Here is a 24,520-nt window from a genome sequence, read left to right as displayed (position 1 = left end):
CCTTGGGTCACAGTGATCGGCCGGGCATCAGGCTGGGGTGCCCGGCCTGGATCAATTGGGCGAAGTCATCGGCAGACACGGCTTTGCTGAACAGGAAACCCTGACCTTCTTCACAGTGGTGGGCTTGGAGGAATTCCAACTGCTCAAGGGTTTCGACGCCTTCGGCAATGATGTTCAAGTCCAGGCTCTTGCCCAGGCTGATGATGGCACTGATCAATCGCGCATCCTGGCTGTTTTCGCCCAAGCCGCGCACGAACGATTGATCGATCTTCAGCACATCGACGGGAAACCTTCGCAAGTAACTGAGGCTGGAATAACCGGTGCCGAAATCGTCGATGGACAGCCGCACGCCCAGGTCCTTGATGCCGCGCAGGGTGACGAACGTGTCCTCGACGTTTTGCATCAGCATGCTCTCGGTGATCTCCAGTTCGAGTAAGCCGGGCGCCAGGCCGGTGTGCTCCAGAATCGCGGTCAGGTTGGCGACAAAGTTGCGCTGGCGAAAATCAATCGCCGAAATATTCACCGAGATACGCATCTCTGGCAGGCCGGCGGCACGCCAGGCTTGTACTTGCTTGCAGGCCTGGCGCAACACCCATTGGCTCAAGGGCACGATCAGGCCGCTGTCTTCGGCCACCGGAATGAAGTCGACCGGCTGGATCCAACCGCGCTCGGGCTGATGCCAGCGGATCAGGGCTTCGGCGCCGACGATCCGCCCGCTGGTCAAATCCAGTTTCGGCTGGTAATGCAAAATAAACTCATCGCGCTGCAAGCCCTGCCGGATCGCGCTTTCCAGGCTCTGCTGGGCCTGGGCGCGCAGGTTCATCTCGTTGATGAAGAAACTGAAATCGTTGGGGCCACGGGCCTTGCTGTTGTGCATGGCGGTTTCGGCGTTCTTGATCAGCGCCACCGTGTTGAAACTGTCGTTGGGGTAAATACTGATGCCCAGGCTGGCGGTGACGCTCAAGTCATGCCCGGCCACGTAGCGTGTCACGCTGATGGCAGCCAGCAGTTTTTCGGCAATGTACTGGGTTTGCTGGGGATGCTTGATGTCGTTGAGGATCAGCACGAACTCGTCGGAACCATAGCGAAACACCGAATCCGACTCACGCACCGTGGCCACCAGGCTTTGGCTGACTTGCTTGAGCATTTCATCGCCGACCGGGTAGCCCAGGGCATTGTTGATGCGCTTGAAGCGATCCAGGCCGATAAACATCACGGCCAATTGGGTGTCATGGCGCCTGCAAACGGCGATGGCCTGGGTCAGCCGGTCGCCCAGCAGGGTGCTGTTGGGCAATTCGGTCAGGACATCGTATTGCAGCAGGTGCGAGACCTTGAGCAGTTCCTGCACGCGTTCTTCAACCGTGCGCTCCAGCCCCATCAATTTGAGCGCCGCGTCCTGGGCCAACTGCCATTTCCAGGTCAGCGCGCAGGCCATCTGGCGGATTTCCAGGTTGTCGAACGGCTTTTTCAGGATCAGCAACTGATCGCTGTATTGGATGCGCGCTTCGATGGCTTCGAAGGAATAGTCCGAATAGGCCGTGCACAGGGCGATCTGCAGGTTCGGGTCGACGTTCCACAACTGTTCGATGGTTTCCAGGCCATCCCAGCCCGGCGGCATGCGCATGTCGATGAACACCAGGGCATAGGGCGCGTTGTCGGCCAGGGCTTTTTTCACCAGGGCGAGGGCTTCCTGGCCCTGATAGGCAGAGTCCAGCACAAAGGTCTGGCGCACGCTGGGGGCGGTGCCGAACAGGGTTTCCTCGATGCTGTCCAGGGATTGGCTGCCGGTGGCGTCGGCGCACAGGATCTTGCGGTAATCCTCGTGGATGGAAGTTGTGTCGTCGACGATCAGAATCCGTCGATTGGCCCGCCCTGAGCGCGGGTTCATGGCTGACACCGGGACGCGGGCAACTGAAGGATCTTACGCATCGGGCTTCCTTACCTTGAATGCTTCGGTAAACAGGGCGTGGTACTGGCTTCATGCCATAAGCATAGACGGGTCCCTTGAATAAGTACGCCGGTTGGCGTCAAATCAGCCTCAGTTTGCCCACCGTGCATCTAGCGCTCATTGCTTGTGCAAGTACAGCGACGGATCACGTCGGGGCGCAATGAAGCCACTGAATACCCTTGCCAGGAGATGTCGCCATGGATGAACACACTGCTACGACGTCCACCTACAAGCCAACCATTTTGCTGGTCGACGATGAAGAGTCGATCCTCAACAGCCTGCGCCGCCTGCTGCGTGGCCAGCCTTACGATGTGCTGCTGGCCGGCAGCGGTGCCCAGGCCCTGGATATCATGGCTGCCCAGCCCATCGACCTGATCATGACCGATGCGCGCATGCCCGGGATGGACGGGGCGATGCTGTTGGCCGAGACCCACCGCCTGTACCCGGGCACCACGCGCATCCTGCTGACCGGCTATGCCGACATAAGCATGATGATCAAGGCGATCAACGAAGGTCAGATCCACCGCTATATCAGCAAGCCCTGGAACGACGAGGAAATGCTCCTGATCTTGCGCCAGTCCCTGGAGTTCCAGCATTCCGAGCGCGAGCGCGTGCGCCTGGAGCGATTGACCCGCGATCAGAACGAGCAGTTGAAGGCCCTCAACGCCACCCTGGAAAAACGCGTCGAAGCGCGCACCAGCGAGCTGCAGCAAACCGCCGACATGCTCGACCTGGCCTACGAGGAGCTCAAGCGCAGCTATGTGACCGGCACCGAGGTGTTTTCCCTGCTGGCCAACCTGCGCCTGCCCCGGCACAAGCAGACCAACCGCCAGTTGATCGAGCTGATCCGCGTGTACTGCAAGGCCCAGGCGCTGGACGAAGCCAGCGCCCGTGACCTGACCATGGCCGCCGCGCTCTACAACATCGGCAAGTTGAGCTGGAGCGACGGCATGATGGCGGCCCCGTCGGACATGCTGCACAGCAATGATCGCGAACGCTATCGCGCCTACCCGACCCAGAGCGAGTCGCTATTGATGGCCCTGGAACCGATGAAGGACGCCGCACGGCTGATCCGCCATCACCAGGAACGTTGGGACGGCAGCGGGTTTCCCGATCACCTCAAGGGTGACGCGATTCCCGCAGGCGCACGGTTGCTCAAACTGGCGGTGGACTTCATCGAGCTGCAGAAGGGCCTGATCCTGGAACGCCAGATGAACAGCGACGAAGCGCTGCTGTACATCCGCAAATACGCGGGGCGCCTCTATGATCCGGACATGGTCGAAGACTTCGTCCTGGCCTGCGCCGCGTTCCTCAGCGACGTGACCCTGGGCGACCCCAATGTCAAAGTGCTGACCACCCGCGAACTGGCCGCCGGCATGGTCCTGGCGCGCAATCTCAACGCCGATAACGGCATGTTGCTGCTCAATGCCGGCAAGGTGCTCAACCTGCCGCTGGTGGACAAGCTGATCGCGTTTGAAGCGATGGAGGGTGCCCGCTACAGCGTATTTATCAAGGAGCCGGAAGATCCGCAGCTGTTGGGCTGAGGCATTTCATCGGATTTTCGTGTCATTACATTCAAGGTGATTTTTCATGCCAACCACTATCCGTATCGCCGCCGCGCTCCTGATCGGCGGCGACGGCCAGACTTTGCTGGTGCGCAAGCGCGGCACCCAGGCGTTCATGCAACCGGGCGGCAAGATCGATGCCGGTGAACAACCGGTCGAGGCGCTGGCCCGCGAGCTGCACGAAGAACTGAACCTGCGGATCGAACCGGGCCAGGCGGCCTACCTCGGCGGTTTCTCGGCCCCGGCCGCCAACGAACCCGGCTTCACGGTGCACGCCGAACTGTTCCAAGTGCGGATCGACGTCCCCGTCACCCCCGCCGCCGAAATCGAAGAGATACGCTGGATCGACCCGGCCGGCGATGGCGGCTTGCTGCTGGCGCCCCTGACCCGTGACCAGATCCTGCCGTTCTATCGCGCCTCGCTGAGCACACCGGCCTGACGCCGGTGCTGATCCGCGCACTCGGCGCCAGCGATGCCGACGCTTATCGGGCCTTGATGCTGGAGGCCTACGGCGCCTATCCCCAGGCCTTCACCTCCAGCGTGGCCGAGCGCGCAGCGATGCCGTTGAGCTGGTGGGAAAAGCGCCTGGAAAACCCGCTGGACCGCGTGCTCGGCGCCTATGTCGGCGCTGAACTGGCCGGCATCGTCGGGCTGGCCTTCGAGCCTCGAGAGAAGGCCCGGCACAAAGTGACCCTGTTCGGCATGTACGTAACGGCGGCCCACCAACAACAAGGCCTGGGCCGCCGGTTGGTGGAAGCGGCACTTGATGAGGCGCGCAAACACCCGCGCCTCAAGGTAATCCAACTGACCGTCACCGCCGGCAACGCGGCCGCCTTTGCGCTGTACCGGCGTTGCGGGTTTATTCAGTTCGGCCTGGAGCCGCTGGCGGTACGGGTGGGCGTCGAGTATTTCGACAAGCTCCACCTGTGGCGCGAACTGCAGGAGCAGTGATCGCCGGGGTGGGAGGTGGCGTTCACCGCACCGCGCTGACCCCATCCAATGTCGAGAACGAGGTGTCCTTGGCCGTCAGCAGGAAATCGCGCATGTACGGCGCGTCCAGCATGTCCGCACGAATCCCCGCGTACAGCGTCGCAAACAAGCCTTTCTCGCCCAGGCGCTTGGCCTTCACATAACCGCGCGAGCTGTATTCGTGCAGCGCCCAATGGGGCATGCCGCACACGCCGCGGCCGCTGGCCACCAGTTGCATCATCATCACCGTCAGCTCCGAGGTACGCACCTGGGCCGGTTCCACGTCGGCCGGTTCGAGGAAGCGGGTGAAGATGTCCAGGCGGTCGCGTTCCACCGGGTAGGTGATCAGGGTTTCGGTGAGCAGGTCTTCCGGGACGATGTAGGACTTGTTCGCCAGCGGGTGCTGGTTGGCCACCGCCAGCATGGCTTCGTAGGTGAACAGCGGCACGTAGGTGATACCCGGCAGTTCCAGCGGGTCGGAGGTCACCACCAGGTCCAGGTCGCCACGGGCCAGGGCCGGCAGCGGGGCGAAGGCGAAACCGGAGGCCAGGTCCAGCTCGACTTCCGGCCAGGCATCGCGGAACTGGTCGATGGTCGGCATCAGCCACTGGAAGCAACTGTGGCACTCGATCGCCATGTGCAGGCGCCCGGCGGTGCCGCCGGCCAACCGCGCAATATCACGCTCGGCGCCGCGCAGCAGGGGCAGGGTGGCGTCGGCCAGTTGCAGCAGGCGCAGGCCGGCGCTGGTGAAGCGCAACGGCTTGGTCTTGCGCACGAACAGCGGCAGGCCCAGGCGCTCTTCCAGCTCCTTGAACTGGTGGGACAGCGCCGATTGCGTCAGGTGCAGGCGTTCGGCGGCTTCCACCAGGCTGTCGGCTTCGCGCAGGGCGTGCAGGGTCTTGAGGTGACGGATCTCGAGCACGGGCTCTCCATGAATACAATTTGTGACAAAGTCGGATGACGTGAGTTTGTCTCATGTTGTCGCTCGTGTCGACCATGACCGCTGGGCATTCTTCATCAAACTGTCATGCAAGTGTGGCAGCGCGCTTGAACGAACTTCATCAGACTCGCGCTCTACTGGGGTTCTGCGTTTTGGTGTTTTTCATGCGTGTGTTCGTTCTACTGGCCGCTCTACTGTTCGGCCTGCCGTCTTTTGCGGCGTCTCGATGTGATGTCAATGTCCCGACCCAAACGGTCGACCTCGCTCAGGTCAGCATTGCCTACCAGAGTATCGGTCGGGCGTCCGACCCGGCCTTGCTGCTGGTGATGGGCCTGGGCGGGCAGTTGATCCATTGGCCCGACGAAGTCGTCGTCGCGCTGTGCCAGCAGGGTTTCCGGGTGATCCGCTACGACAACCGCGATGTCGGCCTGTCCACCTGGCGCCAGGCCCCGGCCAGCGCCAACCTGACCTTCGAGGTGCTGCGCTACAAACTCGGCCTGCCGGTGGCGGCGCCGTATACCTTGACGGACATGGCCGATGACGCCCTGGGCTTGATGGACGCGTTGCAGATCCAGCAATTCCACGTCCTGGGCGCGAGCATGGGCGGCATGATCGCCCAGCACCTGGCGGCCATGGCGCCGCAGCGGGTGGAAAGCCTCACGCTGGTCATGACCAGCTCCGGTGCCGAAGGCCTGCCGGCGCCGAATGCGGCGCTGGTGCAGTTGCTGTCGCGGCGCAGCGCGCCCAACCGTGAAGTGGCCCTGGAACAACAGGCCGACCTGCTCGCGGCGCTGGGCAGCCCGAATGTGCAGGACGATCGCCAGGCGTTGCTGCACCAGGCGGCGCTGTCCTACGACCGCGCCTTCAACCCGGAGGGGGTGAAACGCCAGATCATGGCGATCCTTGCCGAACCGAGTCGCGTGCCGTTGCTCAACCAACTGCGGGTGCCGACCCTGGTGGTCCACGGCACCGCCGACCCGTTGTTGCCGGTGATGCACGGCGTGCACCTGGCCGCGCATATCCAGGGCAGCCAATTGAAGCTGATTCCCGGCATGGCCCATCGTTTCCAGGAAGCTTTCAAGGCGCCGTTGCTGACGGCGGTGTTGCCGTACCTGCAAGCCCATCGCGCGGACACCGCCCATTGGGCGCAGATCGATACGGTGGCGCCAGCGAAGGTGTTGTGAGGTGGTGTATCGTGCAACCTTTGTGGCGCATGAATGCCAGCGAGGTTGCCTACCATGAGTACTCCCCTGAAAATCGATTTCGTCAGCGACGTGTCCTGCCCCTGGTGCGTCATCGGCCTGCGCGGCCTGACCGAAGCCCTCGACCAGTTGGGCGACGAGGTGCAGGCCGAGATCCATTTCCAGCCGTTCGAACTGAACCCGGACATGCCCGCCGAGGGGCAGAACATCGTCGAACACATCAGTGAAAAATACGGCTCCAGCGCCGAAGAGTCCCAAGCCAACCGCGCGCGCATCCGCGACATGGGCGCCGAGCTGGGCTTTGCCTTCCGCACCGATGGCCAGAGCCGCATCTACAACACCTTCGACGCCCATCGCCTGCTGCATTGGGCCGGGTTGGAAGGCCTGCAGTTCAACCTCAAGGAAGCGCTGTTCAAGGCGTATTTCAGCGACGGCCAGGACCCCTCCGATCACGCCACCCTGGCGATCATCGCCGAGAGCGTCGGCCTGGATATCAAGCGTGCGGCCGAGATTCTGGCCAGCGACGAATACGCCGCCGAGGTGCGCGAGCAGGAGCAACTGTGGGTCTCCCGTGGCGTCAGCTCGGTGCCGACCATTGTGTTCAACGACCAGTACGCCGTCAGCGGTGGCCAGCCGGTCGAAACCTTTGTCGGTGCGATCCGCCAGATCATCCGCGAATCCCGATCCTGACGCGGGTCCAATGTAGGGCTTGCTCCCGATAGCGGTCTGTCAGTCAACGACGATGTTGAATGTGCCATTGTCATCGGGAGCAAGCCCCCTCCCACATGGAGTGCACACTGGCTTCAAGAGACCCCCTGGCCCGCCCCTTGCATTGACCCCCTAAAGCCCATCCGGTATCCGGCTGGGCGCTGCCACTAGGGGTGAAACATTACCTTGAATATTCTTGACCTCGACCACAGCCTCACCGGTCAGGCCCCGATTGCCCGGCGTTTGGCCAGTGGCCGTGCCACACGCATCGACCTGCTGGACCTGGGGCCGAAGCTACGCCTGTGGTCCACCGAAAAAACCTGGAAGCGCTTCGCCGAACGCCTGGCCCAGCGGCCCCGGCCCACGGATGCGCGACCGGAAATCCTGTTTGTCGGCTCCGGCGATTATCACCACCTCACGCCGGCGTTTCTTGCCGATCTCAAAGAACCCGTCAGCCTGATCCACTTCGACAACCACCCTGACTGGGTGCGCTTTGCGCCTAAGCGTCACTGCGGGTCGTGGGTCAATCGCGCGCTGAAGATGCCGGCGATCAAGCGTGTCGTCACCCTCGGTCCCTGCAGCGATGACCTGCATAACCCGCAACTGCGCGGCGGCAACCTCGGCGCCCTCAAGCGCGGGCAGTTGCAGCTGTTTCCCTGGCAGCACGCGCCGTCGAAAGTCTGGGGTCGGATCGGCGATGGCGCCGGGCATCAGCAGCAGGAAAACCATCTGCACTGGCGCAACCTGGCGGAGCTGGATTGGGCGGCATTCCTCGAGCAGATGATCGCCAGCCTGCCCACCGAAGCGATCTGGATCACCATCGACAAAGACGTGCTCGCCAGCGAAGACGCGGCCACCAACTGGGACCAGGGCGGCATGCGCCTGAGCCACTTGCTGCAAGCCCTGCGGGCGTTGGCGGCGCGCAAGCGCATCATCGGCATCGACGTGTGCGGCGAATTCGCCCAGCCGGCGTTCAGCAACGCGTTCAAGCGTTGGGAAGCCAAGTCCGACCAGCCGCCGCCGGAGCGCTGGAGCGCTGAAGATTTGCAGCGTAACGCGGCGACCAATGCCGCCCTGATCGACCTGTTCGAGGAGCTGTTCCCGTGAGCTTTATCGTGGTGTTGCTGGTGGCGTTTTCCATCGTGCTCGATGTGATCGGCCAGTTGTGTTTCAAGATCGGCCTGGACCGTTTGCCGGAGCTGGAGGGTGAGTTCCGCCTGAATGCGTTCTGGGGCCAGGTGTTCAATGCGCCGTTGCTGTGGGCGGGCATCGGGGCCTACGCGGTGGAGTTTTTCGTCTGGCTCGAAGCCTTGTCCCGCGCGCCGTTGAGTCTGTTGTTTCCATCCGCGGCGCTGGCGTATTGCGGTGTGGTGCTGGCGGGCAAAGTGGTGCTGGGGGAAAACGTCAGCCGTCGTCGTTGGCTGGGCACGCTGGTGATTACTTGTGGCGTGATGCTGGTGGCTATTTCCGGGAGTCAGGTATGAGTACGCACACGATCAATGGCGGTTGGTTGCATGGGCGCCTGGGCACGGCAGTGCTGTGGGCCTTGCTGATCTGCACCGAGAGCGCCGGCCAGTTGTTTACCAAGGTTGCCGGGGATCAACTGGGACAGATGGCGTTCACCTGGCAGTGGCTGGCCGAGGTGGCGCGCAACCCTGGGATCCTGGCGGCGATCGCCTGTTACATCGGCGCGTTTTTCGTGTGGATGCTGATCCTGCGGCGCAGCAGCCTGTCCCTGGCGTTTCCCCTGAGTTCGCTGGTGTTTGTGGGGGTGCTGCTCGGTTCGTGGCTGGGGCTGGGGGAACATATCAGCCCGCTGCACTGGTTGGGGGTGGCGGTGATTATCGTCGGTATCGCGCTGTTGGCCGAAGGCGAAGAAAACTGACCCCGTCGTGGGAGCCGGCAAGCCGGCTCCCGCGGGTGCTCAGGGTTTGCGGTTCGCTACCAAAAAGCCCAGGCCATGGGACACCGCAATCACTTTGACCCCCGCCGCGCGCTGCTGCTCGGCGATCTCCCGATGAAACGCCTTCATCTTGGTCCAGTGCATTTTCGGCCGGTAGTGATGCTCGGCGTGGTAGCCGTTGTTCATCCAGATCAGGTTGTACAGCACGCTGTAGGAACTCACGCCCCAGGCGATCGGCAGGTCGGGGTTGGCGCCGAAGTGTTCGTAGTAGCCGTTGAGCGAGGACAGGCACTGGCCCAAATACCAGAACGGCAGCAGCCACAGCACCGCCTGCCAGTGATAGAAGGCCAGGGCGATATAGAACGCCACGGTCACGGCGATCTCGACCTTGACCCAGCGCGCGTCCGCCGGGCGCTTGCGTTTCATTTCGTCGTAGAACGGCTTGGGATCGTCGCGGAAAAAACTCAGGAAGGTGTAGGCCCACGGGTTCTCCGGCTGGCCATTCTTACCGCGCTGGTAGATCGACAGCGGGTCGACGGTGCGTCCGTCCAGCCCCGGCAGGTCGCTGTTGCCACGGTGATGGCGGTTGTGGATATCGCGGTAGAGCGTCTGGGAAAACCCGATGGTCACCGACAGCAACAGGTCGAAGGCCCGGTTCATCGCGTGATGGCTGAAGTAGGCGTTGTGGATCTGGTTGTGGGAGATGCTGTTGATGCTCCACGACAGGCTCACGGCGTAGACCAGCGACAGGGGCACCAGGGCCCATCCGCTCAGGTCGTGGAAGGCGGTGACCAGCCAGATGACAAAAGCGAAATGCGCCAGGGCCAAGGCGATGGGCACCAAGTCCCAGAGCGAATGTTGCAGCAGGCGGTAAGCGGGGCGAGCCATGAAAAATGTCCTGGAAAAATGGATTCCGGGGCGTTATTGCAAAGCTCAGACCAACCTAATCGAACTTATAGCTAATTGCCGTCTGTACCTGGCCCTGGTTCACGTCGCCGGTCTGCTTGACGATGCTGCTGTTCGATGCCGAGCCCACCAGGTGGACCCAACTGGCGCTGGTCAGCAGTGACCAGTGGGGTGCCAGCGGGAATTCGAAGCTCTGGGTCAGGGTGAGGTTCTGGAACCCGCCGCTGGCGTTGTAGGCCTTGAACCCCGTGGCGGCAGCTTCGTTATTGTCTACCCCGAAAAACGTCTGGGTCTGGCGCGCATCGGCGAAGTGCGCGACCAGGCCGCTGCTGCCGATGATCCCGCCGCCCAACGGGTAGCCCAGCTCGCCGCCGATCTTGCCCAGCGCGCCGCTCTGCGAGTGGCCGCCGCCGACGGCCTGGCCCAGTTGTGCGTACACGCGCCAGAAGTCGACCGGGGCGTATTGGATGAAACCGCCCACTTCAGCCATATCCGACACATTGCGCAGCCCCTGCAACGAGCCGTTGGACGTGCGCCCTTGCAGGTAATTGATGTACGGGCCGGCGGTAAAACCGTGGGTCTTCAGGGCGCTCCAGGTCAGGCCGTCGTCGGTGCTCAGGCTGACGTCGCCCCAGTCCAGGTCCAGGTACGGGACCGGGCGTGTTTCGTAGCGGCTGCCGGTGGGGTCGTGGGGTTGATAGCTGATGCCTGCGCCGGCTTCACCGGTGATTGCTTCCGCCAGGACGGGGCTGGAAAAGCCCCAAAGGCCCAATAAACCGGCGAAAACAGCAGAAGTAACCTTGAACATGAAGCTTTTCCTTATCTGGTATGCGCGCATGAACGCGCGAAGGGCATCCCTGGCGCAAGCACTCATCTTGTTTGTAGCAAGCTACAAAAATTGTAGCTTGGGCGACATAAATTACCCGAAACACCCCGCAAGGCCCCAGCCCCGCTGGGTAATGGCCAGTTGGCACAGTCTCTGCTCTAGCCCAGTTGCAAGCGCATACAGCGCGCTCCTCTTAGGTAAACGCAGATGATCCACTGGCATATCGTGTGTGACTTCGACGGGACCATTACCCCCACCGATGTCATCGACAACGTCCTCCAACGCTTCGCCGGCCCCGAATGGGAAACCATCGAACAGCAATGGCTGGATGGGCATATCGGTTCACGCGAATGCCTGAGCCGTCAACTGGCGCTGATCAAAGCCACCCCGGCGGAACTGTTGGCGTATTTCGACAGCGTCGAGATCGACCCGGACTTCCCCGATTTCGTCGATCACGTCATGGGCCTGGGCGCGTCCATCGAAGTGGTCAGCGACGGCATCGAGCAAGGCATCGCGCGCATTCTGTCGCGCAACTACGTGACCTTGCTGCCGATCATCGCCAACCGTCTGCGTCAGGTCGACCAGGACAGCTGGCGCATCGACTTCCCCTACGCCAGCGATGCCTGCCGTGCCGCCTCCGGCAACTGCAAGTGCAAATCCACGCCGCGCAACAAGCGCGTGCTGGTGATCGGTGACGGCAAGTCCGACATGTGCGTGGCCTCCACCGCCGACTTTGTGTTCGCCAAGGGCAGCCTCGCCGACTATTGCGTGGCCCATGACATTCCTCACGCGCGCTTCGACACCTTTGCCGAAGTGGCCGCACTGCTGGCCCAACTGCCCCAGGGCATTGCCGCCAACGCTACCTCCTTTACTGCTGCTGACAACCAGGAACTCTTCCACCATGTCTGATATCCGAATCGCGAGCGCCGAAGACCAGATTCTTCTGGATAAAGAAGCCAAGTACTGCTCCTACGGCGACACCGTTCACTACATCGAACCACCGCGTATTTTCAGCCGTTGCGAAGGCTCCTACGTGTGGGACACCGAAGACCAGGCCTACCTCGACCTGCAAATGTGGTACTCGGCGGTCAACTTCGGCTATGCCAACCCGCGCCTGAACAACGCGCTGAAACAGCAGATCGACACCCTGCCGCAAATCGCCAGCCAGTACCTGCACAAAGGCAAGATCGAGCTGTCGGAAATGATCGCGGTCGACGCCAAGAAAAAATTCGGCCTCGACGGTCGCGTGCACTTCAACGTCGGCGGTTCGCAGTCCATCGAGGACTCCCTGAAAGTGGTGCGTAACGCCACCAACGGCAAGAGCCTGATGTTCGCCTTCGAAGGCGGCTACCACGGGCGTACCCTCGGCGCTTCGTCGATCACCTCCAGCTACCGCTACCGTCGCCGCTACGGCCACTTCGGCGAGCGCGCGCAGTTCATCCCGTTCCCGTACCACTTCCGCGGCCCTAAAGGCATGACCAAGGAAGAATACGGCAGCCACTGCGTGCAGCAATTCGCCCGTCTGTTCGAGACTGAATACAACGGCGTGTGGGACCCGAAAGTCGGCCAGAGCGAATACGCAGCGTTTTACGTCGAGCCGATCCAGGGCACCGGCGGCTACGTGATCCCGCCGATGAACTTCTACCGCGAACTCAAGCAGGTACTGGACCAGCACGGCATCCTGATGGTGTCCGACGAAATCCAGATGGGCTTCTACCGCACCGGCAAGCTGTGGTCGATCGAACACTTCGACGTACAACCGGACGTGATCGTATTCGGCAAGGCGCTGACCAACGGCCTCAACCCACTGGGCGGCATCTGGGCCCGTGAAGAGTTGATCAACCCGAAAATCTTCCCGCCAGGTTCGACCCACTCCACCTTCGCCTCCAACCCATTGGGGACGGCGGTAGGCCTGGAAATGTTCAAGATGACCAACGAAGTCGACTACGGCGCGATGGTCATGGCCAAGGGCAAGTTCTTCCTCGAAGGCCTGCAGGACCTGCAAAAACGCTTCCCGATCATCGGTGATGTCGATGGCCTGGGCCTGGCCCTGCGCTGCGAAATCTGCGGCCCGGACGGCTTCACGCCAGACAAGGCGACCCTGGACTACATGGTCGAAGAAGGCATGAAAGGCGACATGGTGGTGGACGGCCAGAAACTCGGCCTGATCCTCGACGTGGGCGGTTACTACAAAAACGTGATCACCCTGGCGCCGTCCCTGGAAATCAGCTACCCGGAAATCGAACTGGGCCTGAAGCTGCTCGAGCAATTGCTGGTGCGGGCGACCAATCGGTGAACAACCTCGAGATCGACCTCGGTGAAGGTGATGCCGGCTTCGTTCTCGGTGACGGTCCGGTCGGGATTCTGTTGATCCACGGCCTGACCGGCACCCCGACGGAATTGCGCCAGGTTGCCAAAGGCCTGGCCAAAGCGGGCAATTGCACGGTGTACGTGCCGACCCTGGCCGGGCACTGCGGCGACAACAGCGACTTGCAGGCCACCGGCTGGCGTGACTGGTACGAAGGCGTGCGCAAGACCTTCGTGCAAATCCGTCGGCGGCATGCGCAGGTATTCGTCGGTGGCTTGTCCATGGGCGCGGTGATGTCGATGTACGTGGCCGCCGAGCACCCCGGGCAAGTCGCCGGTCTGCTGATGTATTCCACCACCTTGAAGTACGACGGCTGGAGCATCAACAAACTGGCGTTCCTCACGCCGTTGCTGATGAAAATCCCGTTCGGCGTGCACATCTGCAGTTTCGAAGAGAAACCGCCCTACGGCATCAAGAATGAACGCCTGCGGGCCATCGTCGAACGGCAGATGAAGGAAGGGGAGAGCAGCGAGGCGGGGTTGCTGACCATGGAAGGCATCACCGTGCGCGAATTGCACCGGATGAACGCCGTGGTCAAGAAACGCATGCCCCAGGTCAAGGTGCCGGCGTTGGTGCTGCATTCGATCGAGGATGACATCACCAGCCGCTGGAACGCCGACTACGTGGAACGCCACCTCGGCGGGCCGGTGACCAAGATCCTGCTGGACAACTGCTATCACATGATCACCGTCGACCTGCAGTACCGCCGGGTGATCGAGTTGAGTGCGCAGTTCGTCGAGCAACACACCTCGGCTGTGGATGCCGGCTACCTGGAGGGCCAGGCGGCCCTTTGTGGCTAGCGGTTTTTTGTGGTGGCGGGACAAGCCCACCCCATCACCACAGGCCCACCCACTGCAACAAGGCCGATGGATACAGAAAAAAAGGGAAACACGTGATAACCACCCAAGCCTTCCCAACCATCCGGGCACTCCAGCGTAGTGCCTGGAATGACTGCTTTCCCGGTGCCCTGGAGGACTGGGACTACTACGTTGCTGTGGAAAACGCCGCCATCGCTGATTTCCAATGGCGTTACCTGGCGGTTTACGAAGATGGAACGCTGGTGGCCGTGGCCGCTGCGTTCATCACTCATTATCGGCTCGACACCACGGTGTCGGGCGCCGGCAAGCGCTTGACCGAGCGTCTTGCGCGGCTGTGGCCCGGTCTCATGCAATTGGGGCTGTACGCCATCGGTTCACCGGTGGCCGAACGGTGCGACGCCGGGGTGGCCAGCCACGTCCCCGCGTCGCGCCGCGCGCTGCTGTTCAGGCACTTGCTGGAGGCCGCGCGCCAGGATGCCGACGATTTCGGGATCGGCCTCGTAGCGGTCAAAGACGCACCCAGCCAGGACCCGCACTGGCTCGACAGCTGTCGCGCCGCGGGCTTTCAAAGCATGCCGAGTCTGCCTACGGGTGTGTTGCCGTTGCCCTACGGTTCGGTGGACGCCTACCTTGGCTCCCTGGGCAAATCCACGCGCAAGGACCTGCGTCGCAAACTGCGCGCACCGGGGCCGCGGGTGGAGTGGCGGCGCAACGTCGATGACGTACTCCCCGAGCTCATGCGCCTGTACGAAGCGACCCTGACACGTGCCGAGTTGCAGTTCGAGCGCCTGCCCGCCGGTTATTTCACTGGCGTGCTCGAACGGCTCGGGGACCGCGCGGTGTGTGCGCTTTACTGGGTCGACGCGCAACTGGTGGCGTTCAACCTGATCCTGGTGGACGAGCACCGGCTGGTGGACAAGTTCTTCGGGCACGACGCGGCCTTCACCCGTGACTACAACCTGTACTTTCGCAGTTGGCTGACCAATGTCGACTACTGTATTCAACACAATATTGCGCTGTACGAGTGCGGTCAGGCCGGGTATGCCAGTAAGCTGCGCCTGGGCTGCGAATTCGAGGGCAATATGGTGTTTTTCCGCCATCGCAACCGGCTGGTCAACGGCCTGCTCAAGCTTGTAAAACTGTTTATTCGACCGGATCGTTCCGACCCTGCCATGGCTGCTGCGATAAGCGAAACCCGATGATCACCAAGACCCGCCAGAAAGCCCGCCCATTGGCCATTTCGCGTTGGAGCGTCCAGCGCAAGCTGGTGCTGGCGTTCTGGTTGGTCAGTGTGATTCCCACCATGATCGCGGCGGAGCTGGCCGCCACCACGCTGTCGCAGATCTTCGACAGTAACGTGCGCATCTGGCTGCAGGAGTCGACCAAGATCGTCAAGGACGAGATCGGTGACATCCTTCACGACAACGCGCGCATGGCCAAACTGTTCCTGCGCTACACCAGCCCGCCCTCCAGCCGCCAGGCGGCCAAGCACGACAGGCTCACCGCCGACATTGCCGATGCCAGCAATATCGACGTGGTCGCGCTGATCCGCGCCAGCGATCACAAAGTGGTGTTCAGCACCGCGGCCGATGACATCGTCAAACAGATCAATGTGGCCAATAACACGGTGTTGCAGACCGTCCAGGTGGCCGGGGTCACTACCGGCATCGTGGTCTCGACCTTCGAGACCACCCAGGACGGCGTCGATTACCAGTTGCTGGTCGGCACGTACCTGGACAGCGGCTTCCTGACCAGTGTGGCCGATGTGCACTCCCTCGACTTGCGCCTGTACCTGGCCAATCCCGACGGGTTCTCGGAAATTTTCGCGACCCAGCGCTTCCAGGATCACCCTTCGCGCATCCCCAAGAGTGTCGAAGCCGCGATGCGCAGCACCCGGCAGCCCAGCGAGCAGTTCACCAACAAGTACAGTGGTCTGTACTGGCCGATCTTCAATGATGCCGGCGACTTGCAAGGCGTGATCTTCAGCGGGCTGCTGCGTCATACCAGCCTGATGGGGCTGGTGAACCAGAGCAATTTGTTCGTACTGATTTTCCTGCTCAGTTCGGCGCTGTCGCTGGCGGCGGGGGTGCTGGTGTCGCGGCGCCTGACCAAACCGCTACGGGATTTATCCCAGGGCGTGAGCGCGGTGATTTCCGGCAATTACAACCATCGCGTCGCCGTCAGCGGCGGCGATGAGCTGGCACAACTGAGTAGCACCTTCAACCACATGACCGAGCGCCTGGGCGAGTTGCATCACCTCGAAGCCCAACTGCGCCGCCGCGACCGCCTGCACGCCCTGGGCGAAGTCGCCATGGGCCTGGCCCACGAGATCCGCAACCCGCTGGGTATCATCAAGACCGCCACCCAGTTGCTGCACCGCCGCGCTGACCTGGCGGAAACCGACAAGCGCCACCTGGAATACGTGATCAGCGAAGTCAGCCGCATCAACGACCTGATCACTGAATTTCTCGACTTCGCCAAGCCCAACCCGCCGTTGCGCGTGGTGCAGCCGGCCCGCGCGCTGGTGGAAGAGATCCTGGGCTTCTGCGCGCCGGAACTGGCCACCCATAACATCGACGCGCAGATCGATGACCAGGCCCCCGGCGCGACGATCTACGCGGATGCCCGGCAGCTCAAGCAGGCCTGTCTCAATCTGATTCTCAACGCCATCGACGCCATGCCCGACGGCGGGCGCCTGACCTTGGGCATTCGCAGCGTGGGCGACAACACCGTGATCAGCATTGCCGACACCGGCCAGGGGATTGCCGCCGAGATGATCGAGCGCATCTTCACGCCGTTCGTCACCACCAAGGCCTCGGGCACGGGCCTGGGTCTGGCCAAAGTCTATTCGATCATGGAAAGTCACGACGGCAGCATCGAATGCGTCAGCGAGAAAGATGCCGGTGCGACCTTCAGCCTGTACATTCCGGCGGTGGGCGAAGACGACGAGGACAGTCATGACGCATAACATTCTGGTGGTCGACGACGAACCCAAGCTCTGCGACCTGCTGGCCTCGGCCCTGGCCCAGAACGACGTGCAGGTGTTCATTGCCGGCAACGGCCTGCATGCACTCAAGGTGCTGGAGCAGGAAGACATCGACCTGGTGATCAGCGACTGGCGCATGCCGGGCATGGACGGGCCGGCGCTGCTGGCCGAGATCAAGGTGCGCTATCCCCAGGTGCCGGTGATCGTGATGACGGCCTACAGCACGGTGAAAAACGCCGTACAGTCGATTCGCAACGGCGCTTACGACTACATCGCCAAGCCCTTCGATATCGACGAGCTGGACATCACCGTGGCCAAGGCCCTGCAGTTTCGCGACATCCTGCGCGACAACGCGCGCCTGCGCGCCGAGCTGGACGAACACGCCCAGTTCGACAGCCTGGTGGGCGACAGCCCGGCGTTTCGCAAAGTGCTGCAAGCGGTGGACTCGGTGCGCGACAGCAGCGCCACTATCCTGCTGACCGGCGAAAGCGGCACCGGCAAGGAAATGGTCGCCCGCGCCATCCACAAGCATGGCAGCCGTGCCGACAAGCCCTTCGTGGCGGTCAACTGCGCGGCCATCCCGGAAGGGCTGCTGGAAAGCGAAATGTTCGGCCACCGCAAGGGCGCCTTTACCGGCGCCGTGGCCGACCGGATAGGGCGCTTCCAGCAGGCCGATCAGGGCACGCTGTTTCTCGATGAAGTGGGCGATATGCCCTTGGCGTTGCAGGCCAAGATTCTGCGTGCGTTGCAGGAACGGGTGATCGAACCGGTGGGCGACCCCCGCGAGCGCAAGGTGGATGTGCGGGTCATCGCCGCCACCAACAAGAACTTGCTGGAGGCGGTGGCCAACAAAGAGTTTCGCGAAGACCTGTATTACCGTCTCAACGTGTTCCCGATTCCGCTGCCACCGTTGCGCGAGCGGGTGGAAGACATCGCGCCCCTGGCCCGGCACTTTGCCCAGAGCCTGAGCGCCACCACCGGCAAACGCATCACCGGCTTCAGCCCCGAGGCGTTGCAGGCCATGGCGGCATATCACTGGCCGGGCAATATCCGCGAACTGCAGAACTGCGTTGAACGCGCGACTATCGTGGCGGCATCCTCGGTGATCGAGGATATCGACTTGCCCGGTTATCTGTTTGCGTCAAAACCCCGCGAGGGTGACGTGACGGCGATCCTCAGCGACGGGCCGGGCATTCCCCACGACCTCGATGCGGCGCTGGCCGAGGTGGAAAAAGCCTACATATTGGCGGCCTTGCAGGAGAGCAATGGCGTACAGGCAACGGCGGCAGCGAAGATCGGGATTTCCGAGCGCAGCTTCTGGTATCGCTTGAAGAAGCTGGGGATTCAAGTGGGCAAGATCGTCCGCTGACCCACCGCGATTAAACCTGTGGGGTGTGTCAGGTGTGCAGGCGTACCCACACGCTGACCAGCACGGTGGCTGCCATCAGCCATGCCACCGCCGCCACGGCGAGCGACGCTTCCAGGCGCATCCGGTCGACCATCACGTAGAGCGTCGCCAGGTACACAAAATACGGAATGATCGACCACATCCCGAACAGGATCGTGGTCTTCAAATCCTCCACCGAACGGCCCTTGCCGACGATGTAGTGGGCGATCAGGGCAAAGGTCGGAAACAGCGGCACCAGCCCTGCGATGTAATAGTTCTTGGTCTTGGCCAGCGCGGCCAATATCAACACCACCGCCGCGCCCAGGGCGGCCTTCACTAGCAGATCCACACTGCGCTCCTTAGTGGCTCAAACCGTATTTCTTGACCTTGTCGAACAGGGTGGTCTTGGCCATTCCCAGTTCCTGGCTGGCCTGGGTCAGGTTGCCGCCGCTGCGCTGCAGTGCATCCACGAGCAGGTTGCGTTCGAAGGCTTCCACCGCCTCGGTAAACGCCAGGCCCTGGCTGCCGCTGCTGGCGCCGCTTTTCTTGAAGGCGGGCAGGCCGAGGGCAAAGCGTTCGGCGACGTTGCGCAGTTCGCGCACATTGCCGGGCCAGTCGTGGCTCATCAGGCTGGACAGGGTCTGGTTGTCCAGTTCCGGTGCGGTGCGGTCAAAGCGCAGCGACGATTGCTGCAGGAAATGTTCGAACAGTTGCAGGATGTCTTCGCGGCGTTCGCGCAGGGGCGGCAGCTCCAGGGTCACCACGTTGAGGCGGTAGTAGAGGTCGCTGCGGAACTGGTTGGCGCGGCTCAATTCGTCAAGGTCGGACTTGGTGGCGGCGATCACCCGGCAATCCACCGCCACGCTCTGGTTCGACCCCAGCCGCTCCAGGGTGCGCTCCTGCAAGACCCGCAGCAATTTGATCTGCAGGTTGATCGGCATGCTCTCCACTTCGTCGAGGAACAACGTGCCTTCGTGGGCATGTTCGATCTTGCCGATGCGGCGCTTGCCGGCACCGGTGAAGGCGTTGGCTTCGTGGCCGAAAATCTCGCTTTCGAAGAGGTTCTCCGGCAAACCGCCGCAGTTCAGCGCGACGAATGGGTGGGCATGGCGGCGGCTGAAATCATGCAGGCAGCGCGCAACCAGTTCCTTGCCGGTGCCGGTCTCGCCTTCGATCAGCACGTTGGCGGACGTATCGGCGACGTTGGCGATCAGTTCGCGCAGGTTCTCCATGGCGGGCGAGCGGCCGATGATGCGGCCTTCCAACGAGTCACGCTCCGCCAGTTGCCGGCGCAGCGACCAGACTTCCCGCGCCAGCCCGCGCTGTTCCAGGGCGCGGCGGGCCACGTCCACCAGGCGTTCGGGGGAGAAGGGTTTTTCCATGAAGTCGTAGGCGCCGTTACGCATGGCGCCGACCGCCATGGAAATATCCCCATGCCCGGTGATCAGCACCACCGGCAGGCTTTTATCCAGGGCCTTGAGGCGAGTGAGCAGCTCCAGGCCGTCGATGCCGGGCAGGCGGATATCGCTGATGACAATGCCGGCGAAGTTCTCGCCGATACGCTTCAACGCTTCTTCGGCACTGCCCACGCCCACGCTGGCGATGTCTTCCAGCGCCAGGGCTTGCTGGCAGCCGAGCAGGACATGGGGATCGTCCTCGACGATCAGCACGGTCAGGTCAGTGTTTTTTTCTACGTTCATGTCGACTCGGCTTTTTGAGCGCCCGCCAGCGGCAGGCAGAGGACAAAGGCAGTACCACCACCGGCGGGGTGTTCCACGGCGAGGTTGCCGCCGGTGGCCGCGGCCAGGCTGGCGGACAATGTGAGGCCCAGGCCCAGGCCTTGCTCGCCGGGTTTGGTGGTGAAGAACGGTTCGAACAGATGCTTGCGGGCCTCGGCGTCGATGCCGTGGCCGTTGTCACGCACCAGCAGGCGGTATTTGCCGTCGGCGGCGCTGCCTTCCAGCCACAGTTCGGGGGCCGGCTGCGCCTGCATGGCGTCGAGGGCATTGCCGATCAGGTTGACGAGGATCTGTTCCAGGCGTGTCTGGTCGATCTGCACGTGGGCCGGGGCGAAGTCGCGGTGCAGGGTCAGCGGCAGGCTGTCCAGGCGTGCGCCGAGCACCTGGAACGCGGCGTCCACCGCTTTGCCCAGGCTGGCTTCGCCCTGATCATCGCCGCGTCGGGCGAACGAGCGCAGGCTGGCGGTGATGCGGCCCATGCGGTCGATCAGTTCGTTGATGGTCTTGAGGTTGGCGCTGGCGGTGTCCAGGGCGCCGCGTTCGAGGAAGCGCACGGTGTTGCCGGACAAGGTGCGCAGCGCGGCCAGCGGTTGGTTCAATTCATGGGCGATGCTGGTGGACATCTGCCCGATGGCCGCCAGCTTGCCGGCCTGCACCAGTTCGTCCTGGGCGCGGCGCAGGGTTTCTTCGGCCTGGCGCCGTTCGCGGATCTGGCCCTTGAGCCGTTCGTTGCTGGCGCGCAGGTCAGCGGTGCGTTCGGCAATCCGCCGCTCCAGTTGGCTGTTGGCTTCCTGCAGGGCTTCCCGTGCGGCGAGGCGCGTGGCGATAACCTTGCGCCGTTCGTTCCAGGCAATCAGCAGAAGGGCTACCAGGCCAAAGGCGACGGCCACCAGGATGCCTTGGTTGATCGCCGCGCGGCGCAGGTCGTTGAGCGGGGTGAGCAGGGTGAAATTCCACGGCGTGTCGTTGAGCGGGCGGGTCTGGGCGAGGTAGCTGACTTCGTGCTCGTCGTTCACCACTTCGCTGTTGGCCGGAAAGGTCAGTTTCTCGGTGCCCGCGTTCAAGCGCTCACGGGCCAGGGGTTCCAGCTCGTTCAGCGTGGCCCAGTAATATTGCAGGCTGTGGGCCAGGCGTTCCTTGGTGTCGTCGCTCAGCGGGCGCACGGCCTTGAGGCGGCGGGCCGGGTCGCTGGAGAGGATGATGATGCCGTTCTCATCGCTGACAAAGGCTTCGAGGCGGGCACGTTGCCAGCGTTCTTCCAAGGCTTCGAGACGCACCTTGACCACGGCGACGCCGATGATCTTGCCGTGCTCTTCCAGGCCGTGGGCCAGGTAGTAACCGGGTTCGCCGTTGGTGCTGCCGATGCCGTAGAAGCGTCCGGGCTGGCCGCGTACGGCATTCTGGAAATAGGCGCGGAAGGACAGGTCTTCACCCTGGTAACTGTCGGCGTCGCGCCAGTTACTGGTGGCCAGCACTCGGCCGGTGGTGTCCATCACGTAGATGGCCCGGCTGCGACTGCGTCGGTTCAGGCCTTCGAGGTAATCGTTGACGGTCTTGCGGTTTTCCTGATTCGGCTCGGCTAGCAGCTTGGAGACGCTGGACTCCAGCTCCAGCAGGCTGGGCAGGTAGGTGTATTTGCTGATTTCACTTTCGACGGTGCGGGCATGCAGCTCCAGCTGGCGTTCGCCGGTATCGCTGAGGGTGCGGATGCCATAGTACTCGCTGACCCAGAAGCCGATATAACCCAGGCCGATCATCAGGGCGATGACCAACGGCGGCAGGAACAATTGGCGGATCAGACGAGGCTTCACGGCAAGTGATGGCGGTGCGGCGCGATAGAGGTTGGGGTCGCATTTCATCACAGATGCCTTGGGTCAGCTACCGCTCACCCCTTCCTGTAGAAGCGAGCTTGCTCGCGAAAAACGACAATGATGACGCGCACATCCTGGATGAACGCGGTGTCCTTGGCTTTTTCGCGAGCAAGCTCGCTCCTACGGGAGGAGCGAGCTGCGGCTTTTTAGTGCTGCAGGATTTTCTCAAGGAAGTGCTGCGCGCGCTCGGAGCGGGCGCTGATGTCGCCGAAGAACTCTTCTTTCGGGCAGTCTTCGATGATCTTGCCGGCGTCCATAAAGATCACCCGGTCGGCCACTTTGCGGGCGAAACCCATTTCGTGGGTCACGCACATCATGGTCATGCCTTCCTGGGCCAGTTGCACCATCACGTCCAGCACTTCGTTGACCATTTCCGGGTCGAGGGCCGAGGTCGGCTCGTCGAACAGCATGACGATCGGGTCCATGGCCAGGGCGCGGGCAATCGCCACACGTTGCTGCTGACCACCGGAAAGCTGGCCAGGGTGCTTGTGGGCGTGCGCCGACAGGCCGACGCGCTCCAGCAGTTGCAGGCCCTTCTTGGTGGCTTCTTCCTTGCTGCGGCCGAGCACCTTGATCTGCGCGATGGTCAGGTTTTCGGTAATGGTCAGGTGCGGGAACAGCTCGAAGTGCTGGAACACCATGCCCACGCGCGAGCGCAATTTCGGCAGGTCTGTCTTCGGGTCGGCGATGGACGTGCCGTCGACGATCACGTCGCCTTTCTGGAACGGTTCCAGCGCGTTGACGCACTTGATCAGGGTGGACTTGCCCGAGCCAGACGGCCCGCACACCACGATCACTTCGCCTTTTTTAACCTCGGTGCTGCAATCGGTCAGCACCTGGAAGTCGCCATACCACTTGTTGATGTGCTTGATAGAGATCATACGGCAAACCTTTTTTGCAGACGCTTGACCAGCAGCGAAGCGGAAAAGCTGATGATGAAGTAGACGACACCGGCGAAGATCAGGAACTCGTTGGAGCGCCCGATGATGTCGCCGTTGGAGCGGGCGGAGTTGAGGAAGTCCACCAGGCCCACGGTGTAGACCAGCGAGGTGTCCTGGAACAGGATGATGCTCTGTTGCAGCAGCAGCGGGGTCATCTTGCGGAACGCCTGGGGCAGGATGATCAGGCGCATGGTCTGGCCGTAGGTCATGCCCATCGCTTGTGCGGCGGCCATCTGGCCCTTGGGGATCGACTGCACGCCGGCCCGCACGATTTCACAGAAGTACGCGGCCTCGAACATCATGAAGGCCACGACGCAGGACGTGAACGCACCGATCGGGGTGTCTTCGCCGGTGATCCAGCGCAGTACGAACGGCACCGCCAGGTAGAACCAAGTGATCACCAGCAGCAGCGGGATCGAGCGGAAGTAGTTCACATAGGCGCCGGCCAGGCGCGACAGCAGCTTGTTGGAAGACAGGCGCATCAACGCCAGGACCGTGCCGAGGGCGATACCGCCGACCACGCCCATGACCATCAACTGCAAGGTCATGAGCATGCCGTTCCACAGGCCGGGGATGGCGGGGATGATGCCGCTGAAATCGAATTCCATTATTTACCCCCCACGGAGATCAGGCCGGGCACGGCGACTTTCTTCTCCACCACGCGCATCAGCAGCATCAGGCTCATGTTCAGGGTGAAGTAGATCAGCGTGGCCAGGGTGAAGGCTTCGAACAGGTTGGCCGAGAATTCGGCGGTCTGTTTGGTTTGCGCCAGCAGTTCCATCAGGCCGATCAAGGACGCCACGGAGGAGTTCTTGAACACGTTGAGGAATTCCGAGGTAAGCGGCGGAATGATGATCCGATACGCCTGGGGCAGCAGCACGTTCCAGTAGATCTGCGGCAGCTTGAAGCCCATCGCCCGTGCGGCGGCTTCCTGGCCACGGGGCAGCGCCTGGATGCCGGTACGCACCTGTTCGCACACACGGGCGGCGGTGAACAGGCCCAGGCACACGACGACGCTCAGGTAGGCCGAGGTGGTCGGGTTCAGGTCCTGCTTGTACCAGTCCTGCAGGTTTTGCGGCAGCAGGTCGGGTATCAGGAAATACCAGATGAACAGCTGAACCAGCAGCGGCACGTTACGAAACAGCTCCACGTAGCAGGTCGCGATGCCCGATACGATGCGGTTTGGCACGGTGCGCATGACCCCCAGAATGGAGCCCAGCAGCAAGGCGATGATCCATGCCACGACGGCGATGGCGATGGTCCAGCCCAGGCCGGCGATGTACCAGTCGAGATATGTCTCGCTGCCAACGCCGGTGGACTTGAAGAACACGCCCCAGTCCCAGTTGTAATTCATTAGGGTCTCCCCTCGAAATCGATCGATGTACAAGCACCCGCTTGGGGAAAATCCATTCCCACCTGGCGGTGAACGCCAGGCACACACGA

The 24,520-nt window shown here is 62.4% G+C and carries 24 protein-coding genes; 14 read left to right on the top strand and 10 right to left on the bottom strand.

What is annotated here, in order from left to right; all coding sequences use genetic code 11:
- Nucleotides 1-7 precede the first annotated feature (7 nt).
- Nucleotides 8-1,888, bottom strand: a complete 1,881-nt coding sequence (locus BLR63_RS16915; protein ID WP_010564102.1) for a putative bifunctional diguanylate cyclase/phosphodiesterase — start codon at nt 1,886-1,888, stop codon at nt 8-10.
- 257 nt (nt 1,889-2,145) lie between these two features.
- Between BLR63_RS16915 and BLR63_RS16910 the strand changes: the two genes are divergently transcribed.
- From BLR63_RS16910 to BLR63_RS16900, 3 genes are read left to right on the top strand one after another with little or no spacing between them, the layout of a single operon-like run.
- Nucleotides 2,146-3,492: an HD domain-containing phosphohydrolase gene (locus BLR63_RS16910; protein ID WP_010564103.1), complete on the top strand. Its 1,347-nt coding sequence runs from the start codon at nt 2,146-2,148 to the stop codon at nt 3,490-3,492.
- Nucleotides 3,493-3,538: 46 nt separating this feature from the next.
- Nucleotides 3,539-3,952, top strand: a complete 414-nt coding sequence (locus BLR63_RS16905) for an NUDIX hydrolase (RefSeq protein ID WP_010564104.1) — start codon at nt 3,539-3,541, stop codon at nt 3,950-3,952.
- Between the two features lie 5 nt (nt 3,953-3,957).
- Nucleotides 3,958-4,464 carry a GNAT family N-acetyltransferase gene (locus BLR63_RS16900; protein WP_010564105.1) on the top strand — a complete coding sequence of 169 codons (507 nt, stop codon included), beginning with the start codon at nt 3,958-3,960 and terminating at the stop codon, nt 4,462-4,464.
- 22 nt (nt 4,465-4,486) lie between these two features.
- On the opposite strand, the gene metR is transcribed toward BLR63_RS16900, so the two are convergent.
- Entirely contained in the window at nt 4,487-5,404 is a 918-nt protein-coding gene (metR, locus tag BLR63_RS16895) for a transcriptional regulator MetR (RefSeq protein ID WP_010564106.1), read from the bottom strand.
- A gap of 182 nt (nt 5,405-5,586) precedes the next feature.
- Here metR and BLR63_RS16890 point away from each other — a divergent pair, with 182 nt between their 5' ends.
- From BLR63_RS16890 to BLR63_RS16870, 5 genes are all read left to right on the top strand, one after another.
- Complete coding sequence (locus BLR63_RS16890) at nt 5,587-6,606, top strand: alpha/beta fold hydrolase (protein WP_042946608.1); 1,020 nt, start codon at nt 5,587-5,589, stop codon at nt 6,604-6,606.
- A gap of 54 nt (nt 6,607-6,660) precedes the next feature.
- Nucleotides 6,661-7,314, top strand: a complete 654-nt coding sequence (locus BLR63_RS16885; protein ID WP_010564108.1) for a DsbA family oxidoreductase — start codon at nt 6,661-6,663, stop codon at nt 7,312-7,314.
- 204 nt (nt 7,315-7,518) lie between these two features.
- Nucleotides 7,519-8,439, top strand: coding sequence for an arginase family protein (locus BLR63_RS16880; RefSeq protein WP_010564109.1), 921 nt, complete (start codon nt 7,519-7,521; stop codon nt 8,437-8,439).
- A complete protein-coding gene (locus BLR63_RS16875; protein ID WP_010564110.1) occupies nt 8,436-8,816 on the top strand; it encodes a DMT family transporter in 381 nt (126 codons plus the stop codon). The genes BLR63_RS16880 and BLR63_RS16875 overlap by 4 nt, the downstream gene beginning before the upstream one ends.
- On the top strand, nt 8,813-9,217 hold the full coding sequence (locus tag BLR63_RS16870) for a DMT family transporter (RefSeq protein ID WP_010564111.1): 405 nt from the start codon (nt 8,813-8,815) through the stop codon (nt 9,215-9,217). The genes BLR63_RS16875 and BLR63_RS16870 overlap by 4 nt, the downstream gene beginning before the upstream one ends.
- A 39-nt stretch (nt 9,218-9,256) precedes the next feature.
- Here the strand turns inward: BLR63_RS16870 and BLR63_RS16865 are convergent, their stop codons facing one another.
- Together BLR63_RS16865 and BLR63_RS16860 are read right to left on the bottom strand one after the other, a co-directional pair.
- Nucleotides 9,257-10,123 carry a fatty acid desaturase gene (locus BLR63_RS16865; RefSeq protein ID WP_010564112.1) on the bottom strand — a complete coding sequence of 289 codons (867 nt, stop codon included), beginning with the start codon at nt 10,121-10,123 and terminating at the stop codon, nt 9,257-9,259.
- Between the two features lie 55 nt (nt 10,124-10,178).
- Entirely contained in the window at nt 10,179-10,949 is a 771-nt protein-coding gene (locus tag BLR63_RS16860; protein WP_010564113.1) for a MipA/OmpV family protein, read from the bottom strand.
- A gap of 225 nt (nt 10,950-11,174) precedes the next feature.
- Here BLR63_RS16860 and BLR63_RS16855 point away from each other — a divergent pair, with 225 nt between their 5' ends.
- From BLR63_RS16855 to BLR63_RS16830, 6 genes are all read left to right on the top strand, one after another.
- Nucleotides 11,175-11,876, top strand: a complete 702-nt coding sequence (locus BLR63_RS16855) for an MtnX-like HAD-IB family phosphatase (RefSeq protein WP_010564114.1) — start codon at nt 11,175-11,177, stop codon at nt 11,874-11,876.
- The gene (locus tag BLR63_RS16850) at nt 11,869-13,263 is read left to right on the top strand and encodes an aspartate aminotransferase family protein (protein ID WP_010564115.1); all 1,395 of its coding nucleotides are present in this window, start codon (nt 11,869-11,871) and stop codon (nt 13,261-13,263) included. Before BLR63_RS16855 ends, BLR63_RS16850 begins: the two co-directional genes overlap by 8 nt.
- On the top strand, nt 13,260-14,135 hold the full coding sequence (locus tag BLR63_RS16845) for an alpha/beta hydrolase (RefSeq protein WP_010564116.1): 876 nt from the start codon (nt 13,260-13,262) through the stop codon (nt 14,133-14,135). The genes BLR63_RS16850 and BLR63_RS16845 overlap by 4 nt, the downstream gene beginning before the upstream one ends.
- Nucleotides 14,136-14,227: 92 nt before the next feature.
- Nucleotides 14,228-15,355: a GNAT family N-acetyltransferase gene (locus tag BLR63_RS16840; RefSeq protein ID WP_042946592.1), complete on the top strand. Its 1,128-nt coding sequence runs from the start codon at nt 14,228-14,230 to the stop codon at nt 15,353-15,355.
- Complete coding sequence (locus BLR63_RS16835) at nt 15,352-17,121, top strand: sensor histidine kinase (protein WP_010564118.1); 1,770 nt, start codon at nt 15,352-15,354, stop codon at nt 17,119-17,121. The genes BLR63_RS16840 and BLR63_RS16835 overlap by 4 nt, the downstream gene beginning before the upstream one ends.
- Entirely contained in the window at nt 17,111-18,508 is a 1,398-nt protein-coding gene (locus tag BLR63_RS16830; RefSeq protein WP_010564119.1) for a sigma-54-dependent transcriptional regulator, read from the top strand. The genes BLR63_RS16835 and BLR63_RS16830 overlap by 11 nt, the downstream gene beginning before the upstream one ends.
- A gap of 28 nt (nt 18,509-18,536) precedes the next feature.
- Here the strand turns inward: BLR63_RS16830 and BLR63_RS16825 are convergent, their stop codons facing one another.
- From BLR63_RS16825 to BLR63_RS16800, 6 genes are all read right to left on the bottom strand, one after another.
- Nucleotides 18,537-18,875, bottom strand: coding sequence for a GlpM family protein (locus tag BLR63_RS16825; protein WP_010564120.1), 339 nt, complete (start codon nt 18,873-18,875; stop codon nt 18,537-18,539).
- Between the two features lie 10 nt (nt 18,876-18,885).
- Nucleotides 18,886-20,166, bottom strand: coding sequence for a two-component response regulator AauR (gene aauR / locus BLR63_RS16820; RefSeq protein WP_231998189.1), 1,281 nt, complete (start codon nt 20,164-20,166; stop codon nt 18,886-18,888).
- A 56-nt stretch (nt 20,167-20,222) separates the two neighbouring features.
- Nucleotides 20,223-22,124 carry a two-component sensor histidine kinase AauS gene (gene aauS, locus BLR63_RS16815; protein ID WP_010564122.1) on the bottom strand — a complete coding sequence of 634 codons (1,902 nt, stop codon included), beginning with the start codon at nt 22,122-22,124 and terminating at the stop codon, nt 20,223-20,225.
- Between the two features lie 158 nt (nt 22,125-22,282).
- A complete protein-coding gene (locus tag BLR63_RS16810; protein WP_010564123.1) occupies nt 22,283-23,017 on the bottom strand; it encodes an amino acid ABC transporter ATP-binding protein in 735 nt (244 codons plus the stop codon).
- A complete protein-coding gene (locus tag BLR63_RS16805; protein ID WP_010564124.1) occupies nt 23,014-23,685 on the bottom strand; it encodes an amino acid ABC transporter permease in 672 nt (223 codons plus the stop codon). Before BLR63_RS16805 ends, BLR63_RS16810 begins: the two co-directional genes overlap by 4 nt.
- Entirely contained in the window at nt 23,685-24,431 is a 747-nt protein-coding gene (locus BLR63_RS16800) for an amino acid ABC transporter permease (RefSeq protein WP_010564125.1), read from the bottom strand. The genes BLR63_RS16805 and BLR63_RS16800 overlap by 1 nt, the downstream gene beginning before the upstream one ends.
- Nucleotides 24,432-24,520 lie beyond the last annotated feature (89 nt).

The sequence above is a fragment of the Pseudomonas extremaustralis genome, from assembly GCF_900102035.1.
Lineage (GTDB): Bacteria > Pseudomonadota > Gammaproteobacteria > Pseudomonadales > Pseudomonadaceae > Aquipseudomonas > Aquipseudomonas extremaustralis.
The sequence above is the reverse complement of the archived record's forward strand: the minus strand, read 5'-3'. Positions and strand labels throughout refer to the sequence as shown.

Bases quoted from the DNA above. Each gene is read 5' to 3' on its own strand.
- BLR63_RS16800 (WP_010564125.1), bottom strand. From the start codon at position 24,431: ATGAATTACAACTGGGACTGGGGCGTGTTCTTCAAGTCCACCGGCGTT.
- BLR63_RS16810 (WP_010564123.1), bottom strand. From the start codon at position 23,017: ATGATCTCTATCAAGCACATCAACAAGTGGTATGGCGACTTCCAGGTG.
- BLR63_RS16805 (WP_010564124.1), bottom strand. From the start codon at position 23,685: ATGGAATTCGATTTCAGCGGCATCATCCCCGCCATCCCCGGCCTGTGG.
- BLR63_RS16915 (WP_010564102.1), bottom strand. From the start codon at position 1,888: ATGAACCCGCGCTCAGGGCGGGCCAATCGACGGATTCTGATCGTCGAC.
- BLR63_RS16865 (WP_010564112.1), bottom strand. From the start codon at position 10,123: ATGGCTCGCCCCGCTTACCGCCTGCTGCAACATTCGCTCTGGGACTTG.
- BLR63_RS16890 (WP_042946608.1), top strand. From the start codon at position 5,587: ATGCGTGTGTTCGTTCTACTGGCCGCTCTACTGTTCGGCCTGCCGTCT.
- BLR63_RS16850 (WP_010564115.1), top strand. From the start codon at position 11,869: ATGTCTGATATCCGAATCGCGAGCGCCGAAGACCAGATTCTTCTGGAT.
- aauS (WP_010564122.1), bottom strand. From the start codon at position 22,124: ATGAAATGCGACCCCAACCTCTATCGCGCCGCACCGCCATCACTTGCC.
- BLR63_RS16870 (WP_010564111.1), top strand. From the start codon at position 8,813: ATGAGTACGCACACGATCAATGGCGGTTGGTTGCATGGGCGCCTGGGC.
- BLR63_RS16830 (WP_010564119.1), top strand. From the start codon at position 17,111: ATGACGCATAACATTCTGGTGGTCGACGACGAACCCAAGCTCTGCGAC.
- BLR63_RS16855 (WP_010564114.1), top strand. From the start codon at position 11,175: ATGATCCACTGGCATATCGTGTGTGACTTCGACGGGACCATTACCCCC.
- BLR63_RS16910 (WP_010564103.1), top strand. From the start codon at position 2,146: ATGGATGAACACACTGCTACGACGTCCACCTACAAGCCAACCATTTTG.
- BLR63_RS16905 (WP_010564104.1), top strand. From the start codon at position 3,539: ATGCCAACCACTATCCGTATCGCCGCCGCGCTCCTGATCGGCGGCGAC.
- BLR63_RS16885 (WP_010564108.1), top strand. From the start codon at position 6,661: ATGAGTACTCCCCTGAAAATCGATTTCGTCAGCGACGTGTCCTGCCCC.
- BLR63_RS16860 (WP_010564113.1), bottom strand. From the start codon at position 10,949: ATGTTCAAGGTTACTTCTGCTGTTTTCGCCGGTTTATTGGGCCTTTGG.
- BLR63_RS16835 (WP_010564118.1), top strand. From the start codon at position 15,352: ATGATCACCAAGACCCGCCAGAAAGCCCGCCCATTGGCCATTTCGCGT.